The sequence below is a fragment of the Idiomarina seosinensis genome, from assembly GCF_003987275.1.
Taxonomy (GTDB): Bacteria; Pseudomonadota; Gammaproteobacteria; order Enterobacterales; family Alteromonadaceae; genus Idiomarina; species Idiomarina seosinensis.
Genome location: NZ_PIQF01000001.1, coordinates 1,159,780 through 1,179,664 on the forward strand (window position 1 = coordinate 1,159,780; position 19,885 = coordinate 1,179,664).

Annotated in this window: 18 protein-coding genes and 3 tRNA genes; 4 read left to right on the forward strand and 17 right to left on the reverse strand. The window is 46.4% G+C overall.

The features are described from left to right. Nucleotide 1: 1 nt before the first annotated feature. The 7 genes from tyrA to ffh form a co-directional block, all read right to left on the reverse strand. Nucleotides 2-1,159, reverse strand: coding sequence for a bifunctional chorismate mutase/prephenate dehydrogenase (gene tyrA, locus CWI81_RS05525; protein ID WP_126784277.1), 1,158 nt, complete (start codon nucleotides 1,157-1,159; stop codon nucleotides 2-4). A 27-nt stretch (nucleotides 1,160-1,186) separates the two neighbouring features. Next, nucleotides 1,187-1,780, reverse strand: coding sequence for a DNA-J related domain-containing protein (locus CWI81_RS05530; RefSeq protein WP_126784278.1), 594 nt, complete (start codon nucleotides 1,778-1,780; stop codon nucleotides 1,187-1,189). A 60-nt stretch (nucleotides 1,781-1,840) separates the two neighbouring features. Then, nucleotides 1,841-2,206: a 50S ribosomal protein L19 gene (gene rplS, locus CWI81_RS05535; RefSeq protein ID WP_126784279.1), complete on the reverse strand. Its 366-nt coding sequence runs from the start codon at nucleotides 2,204-2,206 to the stop codon at nucleotides 1,841-1,843. Between the two features lie 31 nt (nucleotides 2,207-2,237). After that, the gene (gene trmD / locus CWI81_RS05540; protein WP_126784280.1) at nucleotides 2,238-2,984 is read right to left on the reverse strand and encodes a tRNA (guanosine(37)-N1)-methyltransferase TrmD; all 747 of its coding nucleotides are present in this window, start codon (nucleotides 2,982-2,984) and stop codon (nucleotides 2,238-2,240) included. A gap of 11 nt (nucleotides 2,985-2,995) precedes the next feature. Further along, nucleotides 2,996-3,535 (reverse strand): ribosome maturation factor RimM, encoded by a 540-nt coding sequence (gene rimM / locus CWI81_RS05545; RefSeq protein WP_126784281.1) that lies wholly within the window; start codon nucleotides 3,533-3,535, stop codon nucleotides 2,996-2,998. A 40-nt stretch (nucleotides 3,536-3,575) separates the two neighbouring features. Continuing rightward, entirely contained in the window at nucleotides 3,576-3,824 is a 249-nt protein-coding gene (rpsP, locus tag CWI81_RS05550) for a 30S ribosomal protein S16 (protein WP_126784282.1), read from the reverse strand. Nucleotides 3,825-3,978: 154 nt separating this feature from the next. Next, nucleotides 3,979-5,343 (reverse strand): signal recognition particle protein, encoded by a 1,365-nt coding sequence (gene ffh / locus CWI81_RS05555; protein WP_126784283.1) that lies wholly within the window; start codon nucleotides 5,341-5,343, stop codon nucleotides 3,979-3,981. Nucleotides 5,344-5,511: 168 nt separating this feature from the next. Here ffh and CWI81_RS05560 point away from each other — a divergent pair, with 168 nt between their 5' ends. Together CWI81_RS05560 and CWI81_RS05565 are read left to right on the forward strand one after the other, a co-directional pair. Beyond that, nucleotides 5,512-6,306 carry a cytochrome C assembly family protein gene (locus CWI81_RS05560; RefSeq protein ID WP_126784475.1) on the forward strand — a complete coding sequence of 265 codons (795 nt, stop codon included), beginning with the start codon at nucleotides 5,512-5,514 and terminating at the stop codon, nucleotides 6,304-6,306. Between the two features lie 68 nt (nucleotides 6,307-6,374). Further along, nucleotides 6,375-7,673 carry an HlyC/CorC family transporter gene (locus tag CWI81_RS05565; protein ID WP_126784284.1) on the forward strand — a complete coding sequence of 433 codons (1,299 nt, stop codon included), beginning with the start codon at nucleotides 6,375-6,377 and terminating at the stop codon, nucleotides 7,671-7,673. Here CWI81_RS05565 and CWI81_RS05570 read toward each other — a convergent pair. Together CWI81_RS05570 and gshA are read right to left on the reverse strand one after the other, a co-directional pair. Then, a complete protein-coding gene (locus CWI81_RS05570; RefSeq protein WP_126784476.1) occupies nucleotides 7,670-8,302 on the reverse strand; it encodes a transglycosylase SLT domain-containing protein in 633 nt (210 codons plus the stop codon). The two genes, CWI81_RS05565 and CWI81_RS05570, sit on opposite strands and share 4 nt — an antisense overlap. Nucleotides 8,303-8,409: 107 nt before the next feature. Continuing rightward, the gene (gene gshA, locus CWI81_RS05575; protein WP_126784285.1) at nucleotides 8,410-10,023 is read right to left on the reverse strand and encodes a glutamate--cysteine ligase; all 1,614 of its coding nucleotides are present in this window, start codon (nucleotides 10,021-10,023) and stop codon (nucleotides 8,410-8,412) included. Between the two features lie 198 nt (nucleotides 10,024-10,221). Between gshA and CWI81_RS05580 the strand changes: the two genes are divergently transcribed. Both CWI81_RS05580 and CWI81_RS12780 read left to right on the forward strand, forming a co-directional pair. Beyond that, entirely contained in the window at nucleotides 10,222-12,828 is a 2,607-nt protein-coding gene (locus tag CWI81_RS05580; RefSeq protein ID WP_126784286.1) for a response regulator, read from the forward strand. Between the two features lie 7 nt (nucleotides 12,829-12,835). Next, nucleotides 12,836-13,009, forward strand: coding sequence for a hypothetical protein (locus tag CWI81_RS12780; protein WP_198678642.1), 174 nt, complete (start codon nucleotides 12,836-12,838; stop codon nucleotides 13,007-13,009). A 35-nt stretch (nucleotides 13,010-13,044) separates the two neighbouring features. Here CWI81_RS12780 and CWI81_RS05585 read toward each other — a convergent pair whose 3' ends face one another. From CWI81_RS05585 to alaS, 8 genes are all read right to left on the reverse strand, one after another. After that, the gene (locus CWI81_RS05585) at nucleotides 13,045-14,172 is read right to left on the reverse strand and encodes a sodium ion-translocating decarboxylase subunit beta (RefSeq protein ID WP_126784287.1); all 1,128 of its coding nucleotides are present in this window, start codon (nucleotides 14,170-14,172) and stop codon (nucleotides 13,045-13,047) included. Between the two features lie 3 nt (nucleotides 14,173-14,175). Continuing rightward, entirely contained in the window at nucleotides 14,176-15,987 is a 1,812-nt protein-coding gene (gene oadA, locus CWI81_RS05590) for a sodium-extruding oxaloacetate decarboxylase subunit alpha (protein WP_126784288.1), read from the reverse strand. A 59-nt stretch (nucleotides 15,988-16,046) separates the two neighbouring features. Beyond that, nucleotides 16,047-16,292, reverse strand: coding sequence for an oxaloacetate decarboxylase subunit gamma (locus CWI81_RS05595; RefSeq protein ID WP_126784289.1), 246 nt, complete (start codon nucleotides 16,290-16,292; stop codon nucleotides 16,047-16,049). Between the two features lie 111 nt (nucleotides 16,293-16,403). Beyond that, a tRNA-Arg gene (locus CWI81_RS05600) sits at nucleotides 16,404-16,480 on the reverse strand. A gap of 24 nt (nucleotides 16,481-16,504) precedes the next feature. Beyond that, nucleotides 16,505-16,581 (reverse strand) — tRNA-Arg (locus tag CWI81_RS05605). Between the two features lie 46 nt (nucleotides 16,582-16,627). Beyond that, nucleotides 16,628-16,720 (reverse strand) — tRNA-Ser (locus CWI81_RS05610). Nucleotides 16,721-16,905: 185 nt separating this feature from the next. Further along, nucleotides 16,906-17,100 carry a carbon storage regulator CsrA gene (csrA, locus tag CWI81_RS05615; protein WP_126784290.1) on the reverse strand — a complete coding sequence of 65 codons (195 nt, stop codon included), beginning with the start codon at nucleotides 17,098-17,100 and terminating at the stop codon, nucleotides 16,906-16,908. A 119-nt stretch (nucleotides 17,101-17,219) separates the two neighbouring features. Further along, on the reverse strand, nucleotides 17,220-19,823 hold the full coding sequence (gene alaS / locus CWI81_RS05620; protein ID WP_126784291.1) for an alanine--tRNA ligase: 2,604 nt from the start codon (nucleotides 19,821-19,823) through the stop codon (nucleotides 17,220-17,222). Nucleotides 19,824-19,885: the final 62 nt, after the last annotated feature.

Consider the following 19,885-nt stretch of genomic DNA (forward strand, 5'->3'; position numbering starts at 1 on the left):
GTTACTGTTGGCGGAAGCGTTGATCATCCGCCAATTGCACCAACGCTTCACTCTCCTCTAGGAATTGTGAGGCATATTCACCAAAATAGTTTTTAACCTGCTCAAATTGCTCGACGAACGCCTCTTTTTTACCTTGCTCTAATAATTGAATAGCCTCGGCGAACCGATTTAAATAGCGGCTGATAGTGCCAAACTGACGCTGATTAGCCGTTATAATGTCCGCGTAAAGCTCCGCATTTTGAGCAAATAATCGGCCAACCATCATTAACTCCATTCGATAAATCGGTGAACTAAGCTGGAGTAATGATTCAATGTCAGCGTTTTCTTCAGCCATATGTAGACCGTAAGTGAAGGTGCTCAAATGCCGCATCGCCTGGATCCATCCCATCGCATCATCGTGTTGTTCTGCGCGGATGGTCTCTACATGCGCACCCCAGTTAACAAATTGGTCAATGACCCACTGGCAATTGTCAGCGGCCCGGCCCGGCGTCACTACAACCAACTGTTTTGCCAGGTTGTGAACTGACGGCCCAAACATTGGATGTAAGCCTACCACAGGTCCCGCATGCTTCTTCAACATCGCTGCCAGCGGTGGTTGTTTAATACTGGTGACATCCGCCAGCACACAATCAGCGGCGAGCTCAGGCAATTGCTCAATCACTGCAACAGTGCTATTAACCGGCACCACAATTAACACTAGCTGCGCTCGCTGTGCTAGTTGTCGATCAAATTTATCACCCTTTTCAATGATAGTGACGGGATATCCAGTATTGCTAAAAAACCTTGTTAAAAGCTGACCAAGGCGACCATTGCCACCAACTATAACGACTGGCCGTGATAAATCGCTGGAAGTCGCCGTTGCCTGTGTCGATTGAGTTTTATAAGACTCTCTAATAATCCGTCGTAACACATCTTCTATCAATTCAGGTTCGAGACCACACTGTTGGGCAAATTGACGACGAGCCTCAATAAGTTGTTGTTCTCTCGCCGGCACGTAAAGCGGTTGCTTTAACGCGCGCTTTACCTCACCCACTTTCGCCGTTATTTGAGCGCGTTGTGCAATAAGTTCGACCAACTGCGTATCGACTGCATCAATCGCATCACGTAAATGTTCCAATTGTTGCTGAGGGTTATCTGTTACTTTTTTATCTGATGGCATGACTACAACTCGCTCACTACAAAAACTTTAAAGATGGTTGACTAATACCTGATAGGCGGCTTTAACGGTCTGCATTTTCCTCAGACTACCCCCTTTATCCGGATGATGCTTATGGATCAAACGCCGGTACTGACGCTTAAGAGAGTGTTTAGACACTGGAGGTGTCAGCTGCATTGTTTGACAGGCTTGCTGATAAGGCATTGCCGTTTTTTTTACAGCATTCGTTTGTCCCATAGAATCCCAAAAATCGTTCAATAGTTGCTCTACGTCGACTTTTGAGGTGTCCGTTAGCTGCGTTAAATCCAAATAATAGCTGGCTAAAGGGTCTCTCGCCTGCAAACCTTCTATACCCGGCTGCCACGTCAGCTTTTTAATCGCAAGAGTATGGATTTCAAGCTCTGCGATCTGTTGATTGCGCCACTCGGCCTGCAATCGGTAGAGGCAGTGAAAGATTAAAAAGTGAGTTCGAAAAAGTGACAGCGGATCACGCAACGCCTGCTCATCAAAAAGTTGATACGGGGGTTGTTTCAGTTGTTCAATAAGTTGGTGTTCAGTCCACTGTGGCTGGCTCTTTAGTAACTCGGAAAGGGCCGCGCACAGTATCTGTATATCTTCGTCCATGGCAGCAGCTTAGCATAAAAAAACCCGGCCGGAGCCGGGTTTTTCTGTAAACCTGCCAGCTTATTTGCTGGTAAGTTTCTCGCGGATACGTGCAGATTTACCTGAACGCTCACGCAAGTAGTACAGTTTCGCGCGACGGACGGCACCGCGACGCTTAACGTTAATGCTGTCGATCAATGGGCTGTGCGTTTGGAAGGTACGCTCAACGCCTTCACCATTTGATACTTTACGAACCGTGAATGCAGAGTGCAAGCCGCGGTTACGTACGCGGATAACCACACCTTCAAATGCCTGAAGACGCTCACGGTTACCTTCTTTTACTTTTACATTTACACTAACCGTATCGCCTGGAGCGAATTCCGGTAAATCTTGTTTCATTTGCTCTTCTTCAAGAGCCTTAATGATATTTTGGCTAACTTTTGCCATGGTTATTCTCCTATCCTAGATAAACTGTACGTTATTTCTCGGCTTGCTGCTGAGCGATAAACTCATCCAACAACAATTGCTGCTCGTCAGTCAGAGCTAGGCCATTAATTAAATCTCGGCGTTGCAACCAGGTTTTACCCAGTGACTGTTGCAACCGCCAGCGACGTATTTTTTCGTGGTCTCCACTCAGCAATACTGAGGGAACCTGCTGCTCGTTGTAAAACTCCGGCCTCGTATAATGAGGACAATCCAATAACCCGTCCGCAAAAGAATCTTCTGCCGCCGAGTCTTGATGACCTAGAACGCCTGGAACCAATCTGGCAACAGCGTCAATAACCACCATTGCCGGCAGTTCCCCACCGCTTAGGACAAAGTCCCCTATCGACCATTCCGCATCAACGTGTTGTTGAATGACACGTTCGTCGATGCCTTCGTACCGACCAGCAATCAAAATTAATCGTTCATGCCGGGCTAACTGAGTTACCCCTTGATGATCGAGTTTTTGCCCTTGGGGTGACAGATAAATAACCGGTGTTTGCTCGCCGAGCTCCTGTTTTGCTGCCTGTATTGCATCCACTAACGGCTGCACCATCATCAGCATTCCAGGCCCACCACCATAAGGTCTATCATCAACCGTACGGTGCTTATCATGAGTAAACTCACGCGGATTCCACACCTTTATGTCCAGCAAACCTTCCTTAATTGCCCGACGGGTGACACCGTAATCGGTGATCGCCGCAAACATTTCAGGAAATAAACTAATGACGCCTACCTGCATCGGTGAGCTCGTCAAAAGTCCGATGGCCAGTCCACCTGAATCAGCTGATTGTCGTTATCCACATCAATAATATATTGACTCTGAATAAACGGAATCAGTCGCTCAGACTTTCCAAATGCATCGTTAGTGTTTGCTTTCACTACCAGCACATCATTAGCTGGCGTTGGCATAATCTGTTCAACCACACCCATATCGTAGCCTTGCTGGTTTTTCACGCGCAGACCAATTAAGTCACGCCAATAAAACTCATCTTCGGCTAACGCTGGTAACTCCTCAGTACTAATACTGATTTCCATGCCAGTTAAGCGGCTTGCTTGATCGCGATCATTAATACCGTCGATGTGTGCAATTAAACCTTTATTGTGATGCCGCCATTCAACGACCTTCACAGTTTGCTCGCTTTGCTGACGCGCTGCAGAAGACTGCAGGTACCAGGGGCTGTATTCAAAAATATCTTCCGGGCTTTCGGTGTATGACTGAATTTTCAACCAGCCTTTCACGCCATAGACAGCACCAATGCAACCAATGACGACTTTATCCGACTGTGCCATATTCCGACGACCCTATGACTTATTTAACAAGTCTTAATGCTTACGCTACAGCGCGAGCATCTTTTACTAACTTCGAGACGCGATCAGACAGAGTTGCGCCATGACCTACCCAGTGTTCAATGCGATCTAGGTCGATGCGAAGTTTTTCTTCTTGACCACGAGCAACCGGGTTAAAGAAGCCAACATTTTCGATAAAGCGACCGTCGCGGGCATTGCGACTGTCAGCAACTACCATTTGGTAGAAGGGGCGTTTTTTAGCGCCGCTGCGTTGTAAACGAATGGTTACCATTGCGTTCCTCAATTTTCAATTGTGTAAATGTAAAACGTATCTGTAAAAACAGCAAAGCCCTCCGACAGAGTCGGAAGGCTCGGCAATTCTACTGATTTTTTCCTCAAATGCAAGTATTGAAGGCGTTTTAAGCGCTTTTCAGTTCGCTTATTTATTAACCCCCCGGAAAGCTCCCTGGTGGTAATTTCCCGCCCATGCCGCGCATCATTTTTTTCATGCCGCCGCCTTTCATTTTTTTCATCATTTTTTGCATTTGCTGAAACTGTTTTAGCAGTTTATTCACGTCCTGCACCTGAACCCCTGAACCAGCCGCAATACGACGTTTACGAGAACCTTTAATGACGTCAGGGTGATGGCGCTCCTGCGCGGTCATGGAGTTAATGATAGCTTCCATTCGAGAAGTCATTTTATCGTCCATCTGACCTTTTATTTGATCCGACATCTTGCCCATGCCTGGCAACTTATCCATAAGCCCCATCATGCCGCCCATATCACGCATTTGCGCTAGCTGGTCACGGAAATCCTCCAGCGAGAACTGACCTTTTTTCATCACCTTGCGGGCAACTTTTTCGGCCTTATCCTTATCCACCTTACGTTCGACTTCTTCCACCAGCGACAGCACATCGCCCATGCCCAGGATCCGTGAGGCAACACGGTCGGGGTGGAAAGGTTCTAACGCATCGTTCTTTTCGCCGACACCAAGAAACTTAATCGGCTTACCGGTAATATGACGAATTGACAGAGCCGCACCACCGCGCGCGTCACCATCCGTTTTAGTAAGAACGACACCGGTTAATGGCAATGCATCGTTAAAGGCTTTCGCGGTATTAGCGGCATCCTGGCCGGTCATCGAATCAACCACAAATAGCGTTTCAATGGGCTTAATAGAAGCGTGCAGTTGTTGAATTTCCTGCATCATGTCTTCATCAATCGACAAACGACCGGCAGTATCCACTAATACCACGTCAACGAACTGCTTTTTCGCCTGAGCTATTGCCGCCTGAGCAATATCGACAGGTTTTTGTGAGGTATCCGAGGGGAAGAATTCAACTTCGGTTTGTTGTGCCAATGTCTCCAGCTGTTTAATGGCAGCCGGACGGTATACGTCGGCACTCACCACCATTACTTTCTTTTTATGCCGTTCTTTTAAATACTTCGCTAACTTACCGACACTGGTGGTTTTACCCGCACCTTGCAGGCCAGCCATCAAGATAACCGCCGGAGGTTGGGTATTAAGGTTTAGCGGTACATTTGCCTCACCCATGGCTGCTTCTAGTTCAGACTGAACTATTTTGACGAAAACCTGGCCAGGGGTCAGACTTTTGTTAACTTCTGTGCCAACAGCCCGTTGCTTAACTTTAGCAATGAACTCCTTCACTACCGGCAATGCCACATCGGCTTCCAACAGTGCCATTCGGACTTCTCGTAAAGTCTCTTTAATATTGTCGTCAGTTAATCGACCACGGCCGCCGATATTACGTAACGATTGCGACAGTCGTTCGCTTAAATTCTCAAACATAGGGGCGATCTCTCGTTATCTCAGCTCTTAGCTTGTTAGTTGCCTAATGTAATGGGGCTATTATATCTGATTTGCAAGCAACTTTCGCCCTTTGGCGCTTGGGTTTGTTGCATCATGATCGTATACTCGCTTTAAATTATCATTTCAATTGAGGATTGCGAGCCCGTGATGCTCACATTTTTGTTGATCATAGCTCTGGTTGGGTACATCTCTAGTGCGGTTGTAATTATACAGCATGTAGTGAAAAATCAGCTGACACACCCAGCTTTCAGTATGATCCCTGCAGCGCTGGCTATCATTAGCCATGGTTTATTGCTGTTTGGCGAATTATCCGGCGACAGTTTTCATCATATCAATATCGCCTCTAGCCTCGCCTCAGTTGCCTGGCTTATAGCACTGTTTTCTTTTTTCCGTGGTCCTCAATCTGGCAATTTGCTGTTAAAACCAGTCATTTATTTGTTTTCCGCCCTTACCTGTGTACTGCTCGCTTTTGCTCCTGCAAGCTGGGGCGCGTACATCTCAATGAATGTCGGCCTGCTAATACATATTGTTTTATCATTAGTTGCTTATGGAGTGCTGATCCTGGCAACTCTCTATGCAATTCAGGCTGCTTATGTCAGCAAAGTTTTAAAACAACGCAAGAACAATGCGCTATTTAGTCGGTTGCCGCCGTTAATGACGGTAGAACGTTACTTTTTCCGGTTATTGATGACAGGCACATTGTTGCTAATATTGTCCTTAATTTCGGGGTTTGCGTTTCTTGACAATATGTTCGCGCAAAATGTTGCCCATAAGACGTTTCTCAGTTTAGCCGCGGCGGCAGCTTATATCACCGCCAATGTTACCCACCGGGTTACCGGCTCGCGTGGCAAGCTTATGATCTCTTTAACCATCATTGGCAGTATCCTGTTGACGTTGGGTTACTTTGGCAGTCGTTTTGTCAAAGACATTCTGTTGAGCTAATCGCTACTTGACTAAATTTATAGGCCCTCTAAATTGTCACATTCGGTTTTAATCAAAGGAAATTAATCTTGGACGAGATCTCGACGAGCATGTTGCTCGTTATTTTGGTTGTACTTATCACTCTATCTGCCTATTTCTCCGGTTCTGAGACTGGAATGATGTCGATAAACCGGTATCGACTGCGGCACCTTGTCCAAAACCAACATAAAGGCGCAAACCGCGTTCAGTACTTGCTTGATCGCCCCGATCGGCTTATTGGTCTTATCCTGATTGGTAATAACCTGGTCAATATCGCTGCATCTGCGATAGCAACTATATTATGCATGCGCTGGTTTGGAGATGCCGGTATTGTCATTGCCACATTTGGCTTAACTTTAATTATCTTAATTTTTGCGGAAGTAACACCTAAGACTATCGCTGCTTTACATCCAGAACGGGTGGCATTTCCCAGCTCTTTTATTTTAAGACCACTACTGACTGTGCTCTACCCCGTTGTTAGTAGCGTTAACTTTATTACTAACTCGTTTATGCGTTTATTAGGCGTGGATCCAAAACGAGCTCATGTCGGCGATGCTTTGAATTCTGACGAGTTGCGCACCGTGGTCAATGACGCCGGCAACTTAATTCCAACGTCGCACCAAGAGATGCTAATTAGTATTCTCGATCTGGAAAAAGTTACCGTTGAAGATGTGATGATTCCTCGCAATGAGATCATTGGCATTGATATCAACGATGACTGGTCGAAAATTATCAAGCAAATTGAACATGCCCAACACACCCGAGTTCTGCTATTTCGCAACGACATTGATGATGCTGTTGGCTTTTTACATGCCCGCGATATCATGCGACTAATGACTAAAAACCAATTTGAAGCGGATAAGTCGTTGTTAGTCCGAGCTGTTCGGGATATTTATTACATTCCTGAAGGTACTCCGCTAAATGTTCAACTGCTTAAATTTCAGCGCAGTAAACAACGCATTGGTCTGGTTGTTGATGAATATGGTGATATCCAGGGATTGGTAACACTAGAGGATATACTGGAAGAAATTGTTGGTGACTTTACCACCTCGATGGCTCCACCACCTAGTGAAACGGTAACAGTACAACCGGACGGCAGCTATCTGGTCGAGGGCGGTGCCAACCTTCGAGAGTTAAACAAAGAGATGAATTGGGTGTTCCCAACTGACGGACCAAAAACGTTAAGCGGGTTAATCATAGAGCAGTATGGGGATATTCCTTCGGCCCGAATGGGGCTGCGTTTAGGTGGCTACCCGGTCGAATTAATTGAGGTTGGCGACACTATGATTAAACAAGTTCGTGTGCTACCTAAATTCTTCCGGGCTCCAAATGAAAACCACGAAGATTAGCCGAAAAACAGATTCCAGAACCAGCCATGCTGAAGATCTTCTTCGCATTTATTAAGTTGTGCCGCATAGGTCATCGAGCGACGTTTGACTATTTTAGATACGCGTACCAGCCAAGGCTTCTTTAAATAGCTCTTCTGTTGGTAACCTCCCCACCCCTCATGGTAGTTCAGGTACTGACCATAAGCATCCCATTTGGAAACGCCATTTACCTTATAGGTTTTATTAATAAACCATCCCATAAAGTCTATCGCATCTTCAAAATCGCTGCGGCTCGCCCAACCATTACCTGTTTCGCGCTGATAATCTTCCCAAGTCATGGTTTTGGCTTGTGAATAGCCATAAGCACTGCTGACCCTTCCCCAAGGGATAATCCCAAGAATGTAATCTCTGGGGGGCAACGCATCATGCTTGAACGAACTTTCTTGATACATCATGGCCATTGGCACATGAATTGGCACCCCCCATTTATCTCTGACATCTGCAGCAGCGTGATACCAATCTTCTTTTTCTTCAAAAATATGACAAATATTATCGGGAGACTTCGGAGGCGGGCTGGCACAACCGGAGAGCGACAACGCTATAACCGTTGCCGCACCGTATAAAACACGATTTTTTGATTTTTTTTTCATCATTATTGAACTTTTAACACGACCTCTACTCTTAGTAGATGAGCAGAGATGTTGTGTTCATCCCCTGAATATTGTTTTTTAACGCAGCCAGCGATGGCTGCGTTTTTTTATGCCGTCTTACCTGATCTGGCTGCTTGACTAAAATAGTTGTCCAAAAACGTATCGAAATCAACAGAATTATCAGCTTCTTTACGAGCATTAAACGCTTGTTGCGAGTCAGAACGCCATCGTTCAAAGTCACTATCCTGATAAAATTCTAACGGTTCAGCAACCATTCGACTACGATACTTATGAGCCAAATCCATACCTAAAGCACTAAAGTCCCACTGGTTCTCTTTTAAAATAGACATAATTTGCCCGGATAACGTCAGTTCTGGGTTTAGCACCCCCTGATACAGTTCATTTAAGTGATTTTGGTAGCTTGCTGGATTATCTGAGTAAAGATCGAGCGAGCGGCTCAGCGTAGCAAAGTCCGCGAATAGTTCTTCTAACCAATCAGCCATTAATCTTGGCTGCCCATCTTGCCACAGTTCAAGGCTTGGATTGCGGCCTTCTAAAACCACTTTGGTAAAGTTCTTATCGTACTGCTGCTGAGCTTCCCAGGACATATCCGGACTGTCATTCAGCAAACAATATATCAATAACATATCAAGAAAATAAATTTGCTGTTCAGTAATTCCTACGTCGCTAAAGGGATTTACGTCGAGCGCTCTTATCTCGATGTATTCCACTCCACCACGTTCAAGCGCTTGACTCGGTGTTTCTCCATTCTCGGCGGTTCTTTTCGGCCGAATTGGAGAATAAAACTCATTTTCTATTTGTAAAATATTGTCATTAAGCTGCTGGTACTCACCAGCTACCTTAACGCCAATTTTGGCAAACTGCCGCGACGGAGTAGTTATCGCTTTTCGTAACCCGGTAACGTATTCTCCCAGCGAGTTATACGTAATTCCCAGACTTGCCTGTTCTTTGTTGGTATAACCAAGGTCGCTCATACGCAATGACGTTGCATAAGGTAAGAACTTAGTTCCCTTGGCTATTTTCTGAAAGTTCCAGTCGACGTCTTTATGCTCAGTACCGGTTTGTTGGAAAAAAGACTGACATAACGCCGGCGATGCACCGAACAAATATGGAATCACCCAGGCCACACGTTTAAAGTTTCGAATAAGAGCAAAGTATTTTTCCGAGCGGAATTCAGCATTATCATCTCGTTGCAATTGCTCAGCCAGCTGCTTCCACATCGCTTCGGACACCGAAAAGTTGTAGTGTACGCCAGCAATAACCTGCATGGTTGCACCGTAGCGATTGGTTAACCCTTTACGATACAAGCTTTTCATCCGGCCAGAATGAGAGTCTCCATATTTTGCGATACGAATGTCCTGATCTGATCCAATGTAACAAGGCATACTCAACGGCCATAATAACTCTTCGCCAATAGCCCGGTAAGTTACACGATGGATATCACGAAGCTGCGCCAGGGTATCATTAACTTGAGTTGCCACCGGAGTAATAAATTCCAGCAGGTTTTCCGAATAATCGGTAGTGATTGTTGGGTGCGTTAAAGTTTTACCCAACACTTCTGGGTGATCGCTGGTGGCGAGAGTTCCATCTTCTTTTATGCGAAGCGTTTCCCGTTCGATACCGCGTTGAATTCCTGACCAGGCAACTCCTTGTTGCGACTGGTTAAGTGCCTGTACGAGCGCTTCTAATGATTTTTGCAAAGTACAACTCCATCAAACCTGTGTAATCTGGCTAACCCCAAAGCTTACTGGGAATTAGTAAAAACGTCCATGCCTGCTCTACCTGCTTTTCGCAATAACTTGGCGAATATCGAACAACGTGGCAAACTACGCGAAGAAATAATACGCAGCTATCGCTAGCTACCCAGCAATAATTAATACAGACGTTGGCGCTATATAATGACTTCATTTTGGACGTTCCTGCAGTTCGCTTTTATCGCGCTGCAATCGATAAGTCTCATTCTCTATTTTTTGCTACCCGCCCCATGGAACGCTTCAGCTTTGCTAGTTACTGTCGCGCTTGGCCTGATAGTCGCCGTAACAGTCTGGTTTTGGACACGCCGTACTTCGTTAACGTCACCGTTGCAACAGCCTTTTTTATCATCCGACTCGTTGCATCTGTTCGAGCAGGTTTTTAATGACCTGCCGACTCGAGTTTATTGGCGAGACAACAACCTAAAGCTATTGGGTGGTAACCATGCTTTCTGCACTGATATGGGCGTCGCTGACGACGATATTAGCGGAAAATCAGATGAGCAGATAACTGTCCTCGCTAACAACGAAACTTTACTAGAAAGAGATCAACAAACCTTTCAGAATCAGTGCGCCTCATGCAATGACGAGATTGAACTGCAATTGACCAACGGCAATCGTTGGGTAGAGCACTCTAGCGTCCCTCTGTACGACGAAGACCGTAATGTGATTGGTATTTTAGGAAGCTATTACGACATATCCAGTATCAAGTCGGTGGCTGAACAAATGGAAAAGGCAAAAGAAACCGCTGAGCAGGCCAATCTGGCAAAAGGTGAGTTTCTGGCCAATATGAGTCACGAGATTCGTACACCAATTAATGCCATTGTAGGGATGGCAAATTTGTGTTTAAAAACCGAACTTAATCAAAAACAAAAGCGCTATCTAAAAGTTATCGATTCGTCCTCGCAAGCGTTGCTCGGTGTTATAAACGACATTCTCGACTTTTCAAAAATTGACGCGGGTAAATTAACCATTGAACGCATTCCATTTGATTTGCAGGATGTGCTGACGTCACTGGCCGACATGTTTGCCTATAAAGCTTATGACAAGGATCTGGAGTTTATCATCAACCTTCCGGCGAATATTCCATCGCGACTGTTAGGTGATCCTCTGCGCTTAAATCAAGTTTTGGTGAACTTAGTCAGCAATGCGATAAAATTTACCGACGAAGGTGAAATAAACGTTGCAGTTACCTTGCTCGAAAAGTCTTCCAGCAAAGTTTGGTTAAGAATCTCTGTTACCGATACAGGCATCGGTATGGACGAAGAACAAAGAGCCAACCTATTCCAGGCATTTACCCAAGCTGACACTTCAACCACGCGGAAATACGGTGGCACAGGCCTTGGTCTGGCCATATCAAGGCGCTTAATTCATTTAATGCAAGGTGATATCGGGGTAACCAGTGGTGTTGGCCAGGGCTCAACCTTTTACATTGAGCTGACCTTGCCTTTACAGGACGAACAAGATGATTCTCACCATCAATATTTGATGCAGAAGCTTGAGGGCGTCAAGGTACTGGCTATCGACGATAACTTAAGTACCCGCGAAATGATTCAGGAGATGTTAAAGAGCTACCGAGTTGATGTGCGCGTTTGCCGAACAGCCGAACAGGCGCTCGAACTCTACCAACAGTCTGTCGAGCAACACGAGCCTTATCAATTAATCTTGGTAGACTGGCGACTGCCAGGTATGGATGGACTGGAATTCTGCCACAAAATTCGTACCACATACGGAGAACAACATTCGCCCAAACTGGTGTTGGCAACTGGCTACTATATCGAAGAACTTAACGAAAAAGCCCGCCAAGCGGGAGTAGCAGATATCCTTTCTAAACCTTACACGGCTTCAAGCCTGGGCCGCAGCCTGAGCTCCACGCTATTCCCGTCCAGCGAGAGTGCAACTGCTAACTCCGGTCAGGCCATCAACATTCCGGATAGCATTCTCTACGCTCCGATATTGGTTGTAGAAGATAATGAAATTAATCAGCAAGTTGCCAAAGAGTTACTCAGCAGCCATCAGTTTAATGTTGATATTGCCGAGCATGGACAGAGCGCATTAGAGGCTATTGAACGTAAAAATTATGCCATGGTACTCATGGATATCCAGATGCCGGTCATGGACGGACTGACAGCGACACGCCAGATTAGGGCTCATTACAACTATCAGCAGTTACCTGTGCTGGCGATGACTGCTAATGCAATGAGTGGTGATGAGGAACGCTCTCTCGCTGCGGGTATGCAAGGCCATATATCGAAACCGATAGATGAACAGCAGCTATTGAAAGCAATCATCAAATGGTGCGTTCCCGGCAACTATTCAGAGAATGCGGACAATGTTAACAACGTGCCGGAACAGTCTCAGCAATCTGAACCTCAAACTACAAAGCTTAAATATCCGCAGGCCAAAGGCGTTAATTTTGATGCAGCGCTGTCACGGTTGGGCAACAATGTGCCACTTTATTTAAAACTAGTCGAGCAGCTGCATGAGCAATATCAAAACAGTGCCATGAAAGTATCCGACTTCATCACCCGCGGTCAGCATGACAGTGCGCGCCGTTACTTTCACTCGTTGAAGGGGGCAGCAGGCAATCTGGGGCTGGAATCGTTGCAGCACAAAGCAGGCGAGCTTGAACAGTTTATGGCAGCCGGTAATATTGATAAGGTAGCAGATCAGATAACTGTGTTAGAAAAGCGTTTGCAACACGCCTATCAGGCTGCCAGCGACTTAGACGCTATTCAGCACCATCAATCCTAGGACGACTATGACTCGTTTTTTATTCTTAATTCCGTTACTACTGAGCTTAATTTGGCTGGCATATTTACACCTTAATGGCTGGACCATCAGGCAGGGGTTGAAAGGATTTGGCTATATCGCTATTTTTAGTACAGCGATAGCGATATTCTATACCCTAATGATGTGGGTGACCGGTCGCTAACCGGCCCCCGTTTATTATTGCTACGATCGTCGCTGCTAAACCAACGCCAATAATACGCCTGCCGCTACGGCCGAGCCCAAAACGCCTGCTACATTAGGTCCCATCGCATGCATCAGCAAGAAATTACTCTGGTTAGCATCTAAACCGACTTTATTAACAACCCGCGCAGCCATTGGTACTGCCGAAACGCCAGCGGCTCCAATCAGCGGATTTATCGGACTACTACTGAAACGGCCCATGACTTTAGCCATTAGAATGCCGCTCGCAGTACCTATTGAAAATGCGACCGCGCCCAATACTAAAATCCCTAGGGTAGTAAAACTTAAGAACTGCTCAGCCTGCAATTTTGAGCCAACAGCCAATCCCAGAAAGATAGTAACAATGTTAATCAATTCATTTTGGGTGGTCTTAGTTAGCCGCTCTACTACGCCGGATTCGCGCATCAGGTTACCGAGGCAGAACATACCAACTAATGGTGTCGCACTAGGTAACAGTAATAGCGTGAGCAGGATCACGGCCAACGGAAAGAACAGCTTCTCTCGACCAGCTACTGGACGCAACTGCTCCATCTTAATCTGCCGCTCTTTTTCGCTGGTCAACAATTTCATGATTGGTGGCTGAATAATAGGCACCAGTGCCATGTACGAATAAGCGGCAACAGCAATTGCCCCCAGCAAGTCAGGCGCAAGTCTTGAGGCCAGGAAAATAGCTGTTGGCCCATCTGCTCCGCCAATTATTGAGATAGCAGCAGCATCAGCAAGAGTGAACTCAATACCGGGTATTAAATTAAGCCCAATGGCGCCAAATAAAGTAGCGAAAATACCAAATTGAGCTGCTCCACCCAGTAACATCATCTTCGGGTTAGCTAATAACGGACCAAAGTCAGTTAACGCGCCGACCCCCATAAAAATCAACAGGGGGAACATGCCTGTGTCTATGCCGACGTTGTAAACGTAGTAGAGCACGCCGCCGGGCTCGTTAAAGCCCCCTAGCGGAATATTGGCAAGGATCGCGCCAAAACCAATCGGTAACAGCAGCAGTGGCTCAAACTTTTTAGCAATGGCTAGATACAACAACAAACCGCCGACCACGATCATCCCGGCTTGACCCAAGGTCATCGCCGAAATCCCCGTGGTTTCCCATAAAGTCAGTAATCTATCCATAAATTAACCCACAGTTACCAAGTCATCGCCGACCGTTACTGCATCGCCTTCTTTTACGTGAAATTCCTTTATGGTGCCGTCGGACTCGGCTTTTATATCGGTTTCCATTTTCATCGCTTCCAGCACAATAACTACATCACCGGCTTTAACCTCGCTGCCCTGTTTAGCAACAATTTTAAAAATGTTGCCAGCTAATGGCGCTTTAATCACGTCACCATCACCGTTGTCGTTGCTTTGCTTAGCGGTATCAGCTTGCTGGTCTGACTCAGCAGATTGCTTTTGCGGCTCCACGTTTTCCAGTTCACCTGCAGCACCAACAGTAACACGGTAGCGCTTACCATCGACATCTACATCGTATTGTTCAGGGCCGCTGGCTGACGATTTGCCGGTCGGCTTTTTACTATCTTTGCCGGATTGGTTTGTCTCTGCTTGCGGCTCAGGTTCAAAAGCATCTGGATTATCGCGGTTCTTAAGAAACTTAAGACCAATTTGCGGGAACAACGCATAAGTCAAAACATCATCAACCACATCGTCAGCCAGCCGGATGTCTTCATCTTTGGCTTTTTGTTTTAGCTCATCAGTCAGCTTTTCCAGCTCATTGTCGAGCAAGTCGGCGGGACGTTGAGTGATAGGTTTATCGCCATCCAACACTTTTTTCTGCAGCTCTTCGTTAACCGGTGCTGCCGTGGCTCCGTATTCGCCTTTCAGAACTGCTGCCGTTTCTTTCGAGATATTGGCATAACGTTCACCACTGAGGACATTAAGCACAGCCTGGGTCCCAACAATTTGTGAGGTTGGCGTAACTAAAGGAATATAACCCAGATCTTCTCTGACCTTTGGTATTTCTTCTAGTACCTCATCGAACTTCTCGATAGCTCCCTGCTCTTTAAGCTGACTCTCCATGTTAGTTAACATACCGCCCGGGACCTGTGCCAACAGAATGCGCGCATCGACACCTTTCAACGAACCTTCGAACTGGGCGTATTTTTTACGAACATCACGGAAATAGCTCGCAATCTCCGCCAGCAATGGCAGCTTAAGGCCTGTGTCACGCTCAGTATCCTCGGTCATAGCTACCAGCGTTTCAGTCGGCGAATGGCCATAGGTCATACTCATTGAGGAGATTGCGGTATCCAGCATATCAATACCGGCATCAATCGATTTTTGGTAGGTCGCTACGCTCAAGCCGGTAGTCGCATGACATTGCATCGCTATTGGCAAGTCAGTCTTTTTCTTTAACGCTGATACTAGTTCATAGGCATGCTCAGGTCGCAGTAATCCAGCCATGTCTTTAATACAAAGCGAGTCGCAACCCAAGTCTTCAAGCTCCTGAGCCATTTCGACCCACTTTTCCAGCGTATGAACAGGACTCACGGTATAGGCTAATGTGCCTTGTGCATGCCCTTCGACGTCTTTCGTCGCTTTTATCGCAGTTTTTAAATTACGAACATCGTTCATCGCATCAAAAATACGAAAAACATCAACGCCATTATCCTTAGCGCGCTCTACAAAACGCTTAACTACATCATCCGCGTAATGCCTGTAGCCTAATAAATTTTGTCCACGCAATAACATCTGTTGGCGAGTGTTTGGCATCGCTTTACTTAATTCACGGATACGCTCCCATGGATCTTCCCCGAGATAGCGGATACATGAATCAAAGGTTGCTCCGCCCCAGGATTCCATTGACCAGTAGCCAACTTCATCCAGTTTTTCTGCTATCGGCAACATATCGTCGATACGCATTCGTGTCGCAAGCAATGACTGGTGTGCATCACGCAACACCAACTCCGTCAATTTAAGCGGGTTACTCATTGGGATTCTCCTTTATCTAAATGCGGCAGGCTGCCACTACCGAATTGGCACTCAGACCATCAATCTTTCGACTGACGGTAGCGGTGTACAGCGGCACTGATTGCAGCAATGACTGAACTGGGTACTTGGTCATCACTACCACTGGATCCTTGTGGCGCTGAGGGCGTAGCTTGAGGTACAGGTTTTGGAGTCGGAATTAAACGACCCATAACGGTCATCGCTAAAATAAGCAGTAACAGAAAAGCCAGTACGGCAGCCATTCCTACCAACATGATTTCAGCGGCATTCGCAAATAACTCTGACACGACATCTCCTGCTGTTGCAGCCAATAGATTGTTATAAAAATATTAAATACTATGGTAGCAGGGTTAGCAAGCAGATATAAAGGGGAATATAATCGGTATAAATAGATGAAATGGCGCGCTCGGGAGGACTCGAACCTCCAACCGCCTGGTTCGTAGCCAGGTACTCTATCCAGTTGAGCTACGAGCGCGTTGCATTTTGATGGGCAGAAACATGGCGCGCTCGGGAGGACTCGAACCTCCAACCGCCTGGTTCGTAGCCAGGTACTCTATCCAGTTGAGCTACGAGCGCGTTGCATTTCTAACGTTTGTTCTCTACAGCAGATGCCGAAAAAACATGGCGGAGAGGGAGGGATTCGAACCCTCGATAGGGCTACAAACCCTATACTCCCTTAGCAGGGGAGCGCCTTCAGCCACTCGGCCACCTCTCCTTAACGTTGTGGCGTGAATTCTAGCGATGTTGGCAATAATGTCAATCGCTTTTTTCTTTTTCTGTGGTTAAGTGTGGGATATTTGACCATCTCGACCAATTTTCCCGCAAAAACCCTAAAAAAGACAAAAGCCAGCATAAGCTGGCTTTTGTCTTAACCTGTCGCGGAACGGTATTACTTATATGTTATTCGTTCGGAGGATTTCCCTCGTCATCTTGTTCAGACTGAATACGCATATAAATTTCTTCTCTGTGAACCGAGACTTCTTTTGGTGCGTTGACGCCAATTCGTACCTGGTTGCCTTTGACACCCAGCACTGTTACAGATACATCATCACCGATCATGAGTGTCTCACCGACACGGCGCGTTAAAATTAACATAAGTTGCTCCTTCAATACTGTTCCGCTTAACCACAATTAAGAACATTTCCCTAAGTCAGTAACTGGCAGTCTAACAATATCCGCAACAAATACACTATAACGAACCTAATAACCTCTCGTTAACTATTCAGCGTTTGTTCCAGCCATGTTGTTGCCGTCGCCAAAGCCTCACTTAGGTGTTCTGGATTAGAGCCACCGGCCTGAGCCATATCCGGACGCCCGCCACCTTTTCCACCAACCACGTTTGCGGCTTGATTGACCAGGTCACCCGCTTTTACACGAGCGGTTAAATCTTTTGTCACTCCAGCAATTAAACTGACTTTATTTGCTTGTGACGTCGCTAATAATACGATGCCCGAGCTCAATTGGTTCTTTAAGTCATCAACTAAACCACGCAGAGCTTTTGGATCAGCATCCTCTAACTCAGCAATAATCGCTTTAACCCCATTAATTTCAGTAGCTTGGCTGATTAAGCCGCCACCAGCCTGTTGCGCAAGCTTTTGCTGTAACTGTTCTTTTTGCCGTTCTAATTCTTTATTTTTTGCCTGCAGTTGAGCCACTTTTTCCGGCACTGATTCCGTATCGGTTTTGAACTCAGCAGCCAGCTGGTTCAGCAACTGTTGTTGAGTCTGAGTATAATTTATCGCAGCAGCACCAGTCATAACCTCCAGCCGACGAACGCCAGAAGCAATACCGGTCTCGTTGATAATACGGAACAAGCCTATATCGCCGGTTTCACGAACGTGAGTACCACCACAGAGCTCCATTGAAAAGTCGCCCATGGTGACCACTCGTACCTGTTCATCATATTTTTCACCAAACAAAGCCATAGCGCCGGCTGCTTTAGCTTGGTCAATGCTCATCAGCTCGGTATCTAATACAATGTTAGCTCGAATCTGCGTGTTAACTTCTTGTTCTAACTGAGTAATTTGTTGCTGAGTTAATGGCTCGAAGTGAGAGAAATCAAACCGCATTCTGTCTGCTTCGACCAGTGAACCTTTCTGGTTAACATGGTCTCCTAAAAGGTTCCTCAGTGCAGCATGAAGTAGATGGGTAGCAGAGTGATTACGACGAATGTTATTACGCCGCTCAGCATCAACCAATGCCTCAACCGTATCGTTCAGCGTTAAAGTGGTCGTTGCTTTACCATGGTGCGCGATTGCCTTACCAATATATTGAGTATCGGTTACAAAAAACTCTCCGCCATTAGCAACTAATTTGCCGGTATCTCCAACTTGACCGCCACTTTCAGCATAAAAAGGAGTTTCGGAAAGAACTACAATCCCCTCCTCACCAGTGGCTAATTGCTCTACTGGTTGCCCTTCTTTAAATAATTCAACAATGGCTGCCTGCCCCTGATCATCGCTGTAGCCCAAAAATTTACTTTGTTGCGACGACTTCAGCTGACTGTTGTAATCAACACCAAACTGCGACGACTGCTGAGCGCGTTGCCGCTGTTGATCCATTGCTTGCTGGAAACCTGGTTCGTCAATGGTCAACTCTTGCTCACGGGCAATATCAGCGGTTAAGTCAACCGGAAATCCATAAGTATCATAGAGCTTGAAGACTACATCGCCGGGTATCACCGTATCCTGCAGTGTCTTAATTTCTTCGTTCAGTATCGCCAATCCACGTTCTAAGGTTCTGGCAAACTGTTGTTCTTCTCGCTGCAGAGCGTCTTCAATAACCTGGCGCTTCTGCTCCAACTCTGGATATGCATCACCCATTTGCTGAATAAGCTCGTCGACGAGTTGGTAAAAGAAAGCCCCCTTTGCACCTAGCAAGTGACCATGCCGTACTGCCCGACGAATAATTCGACGCAGCACATAACCACGCCCCTCGTTAGACGGCATTACACCATCGACTATCAGGAATGAACACGAGCGAATATGATCGGCAATCACTCGCAACGACTTGCTCTCCGTGTCGGTGACACCAACCGCTTTCGCTGCTGCATGAATTAGAGCCTGAAAAGTATCCGTTTCGTAGTTGCTGTGGACGCCTTGCAGAATTGCCGCAATGCGCTCAAGCCCCATACCGGTATCAATCGATGGATCCGGCAGTGGCTCAAAACTCCCGTCTGCCTGACGGTTGTATTGCATAAAGACCAGGTTCCAGATCTCAATATAACGGTCTCCGTCCTCTTCTGGAGTGCCAGGAGGTCCTCCCCAAACTTCGGGGCCATGATCATAGAATACCTCAGAGCACGGACCACACGGCCCGGTATCGCCCATCGACCAAAAGTTATCGGACTCACCGATACGAGATATACGACTCTCCGGAATACCGATTTCTTTCACCCAAATGTCGTAAGCTTCATCATCTTCGGTAAAAACGGTTACCCATAATTTTTCTGCAGGTAGCTGAAGTTCCTCGGTTAGGAAGTGCCAGGCATACTGAATCGCTTCGCGCTTAAAGTAGTCGCCGAAGCTAAAGTTACCTAACATTTCGAAAAAGGTGTGATGCCGCGCTGTATATCCGACGTTTTCTAAATCGTTATGCTTGCCACCAGCACGCAAACAGCGCTGGGCGGAGGTAGCGCGTGTATAACGCCGCTTGTCAGTCCCTAAAAAGACATCTTTGAACGGCACCATACCGGCATTAGTAAACAGCAAGGTTGGGTCATTCCCCGGAATCATTGACGCGGATGGAACGCGTTGATGACCACGGTCCGCAAAGAACTGTAAAAACTTCTCACGAATTTGGGCGCTATTCATGCTCATTTAACATCCTATTGAACTTCTGTTTTTTTACCGAATATAACTGTCTAGATTATCACGAAGCG

What these genes read in the sequence shown, in the direction of transcription:
- CWI81_RS05560 (WP_126784475.1), top strand. Translation starts at nt 5,512, where the DNA reads ATGCTCACATTTTTGTTGATCATAGCTCTGGTTGGGTACATCTCTAGT.
- CWI81_RS05530 (WP_126784278.1), bottom strand. Translation starts at nt 1,780, where the DNA reads ATGGACGAAGATATACAGATACTGTGCGCGGCCCTTTCCGAGTTACTA.
- rimM (WP_126784281.1), bottom strand. Translation starts at nt 3,535, where the DNA reads ATGGCACAGTCGGATAAAGTCGTCATTGGTTGCATTGGTGCTGTCTAT.
- CWI81_RS05580 (WP_126784286.1), top strand. Translation starts at nt 10,222, where the DNA reads ATGACTTCATTTTGGACGTTCCTGCAGTTCGCTTTTATCGCGCTGCAA.
- tyrA (WP_126784277.1), bottom strand. Translation starts at nt 1,159, where the DNA reads ATGCCATCAGATAAAAAAGTAACAGATAACCCTCAGCAACAATTGGAA.
- trmD (WP_126784280.1), bottom strand. Translation starts at nt 2,984, where the DNA reads ATGCAGGTAGGCGTCATTAGTTTATTTCCTGAAATGTTTGCGGCGATC.
- alaS (WP_126784291.1), bottom strand. Translation starts at nt 19,823, where the DNA reads ATGAGCATGAATAGCGCCCAAATTCGTGAGAAGTTTTTACAGTTCTTT.
- rplS (WP_126784279.1), bottom strand. Translation starts at nt 2,206, where the DNA reads ATGGCAAAAGTTAGCCAAAATATCATTAAGGCTCTTGAAGAAGAGCAA.
- CWI81_RS12780 (WP_198678642.1), top strand. Translation starts at nt 12,836, where the DNA reads ATGACTCGTTTTTTATTCTTAATTCCGTTACTACTGAGCTTAATTTGG.
- rpsP (WP_126784282.1), bottom strand. Translation starts at nt 3,824, where the DNA reads ATGGTAACCATTCGTTTACAACGCAGCGGCGCTAAAAAACGCCCCTTC.
- ffh (WP_126784283.1), bottom strand. Translation starts at nt 5,343, where the DNA reads ATGTTTGAGAATTTAAGCGAACGACTGTCGCAATCGTTACGTAATATC.
- CWI81_RS05585 (WP_126784287.1), bottom strand. Translation starts at nt 14,172, where the DNA reads ATGGATAGATTACTGACTTTATGGGAAACCACGGGGATTTCGGCGATG.
- csrA (WP_126784290.1), bottom strand. Translation starts at nt 17,100, where the DNA reads ATGTTAATTTTAACGCGCCGTGTCGGTGAGACACTCATGATCGGTGAT.
- CWI81_RS05570 (WP_126784476.1), bottom strand. Translation starts at nt 8,302, where the DNA reads ATGAAAAAAAAATCAAAAAATCGTGTTTTATACGGTGCGGCAACGGTT.
- oadA (WP_126784288.1), bottom strand. Translation starts at nt 15,987, where the DNA reads ATGAGTAACCCGCTTAAATTGACGGAGTTGGTGTTGCGTGATGCACAC.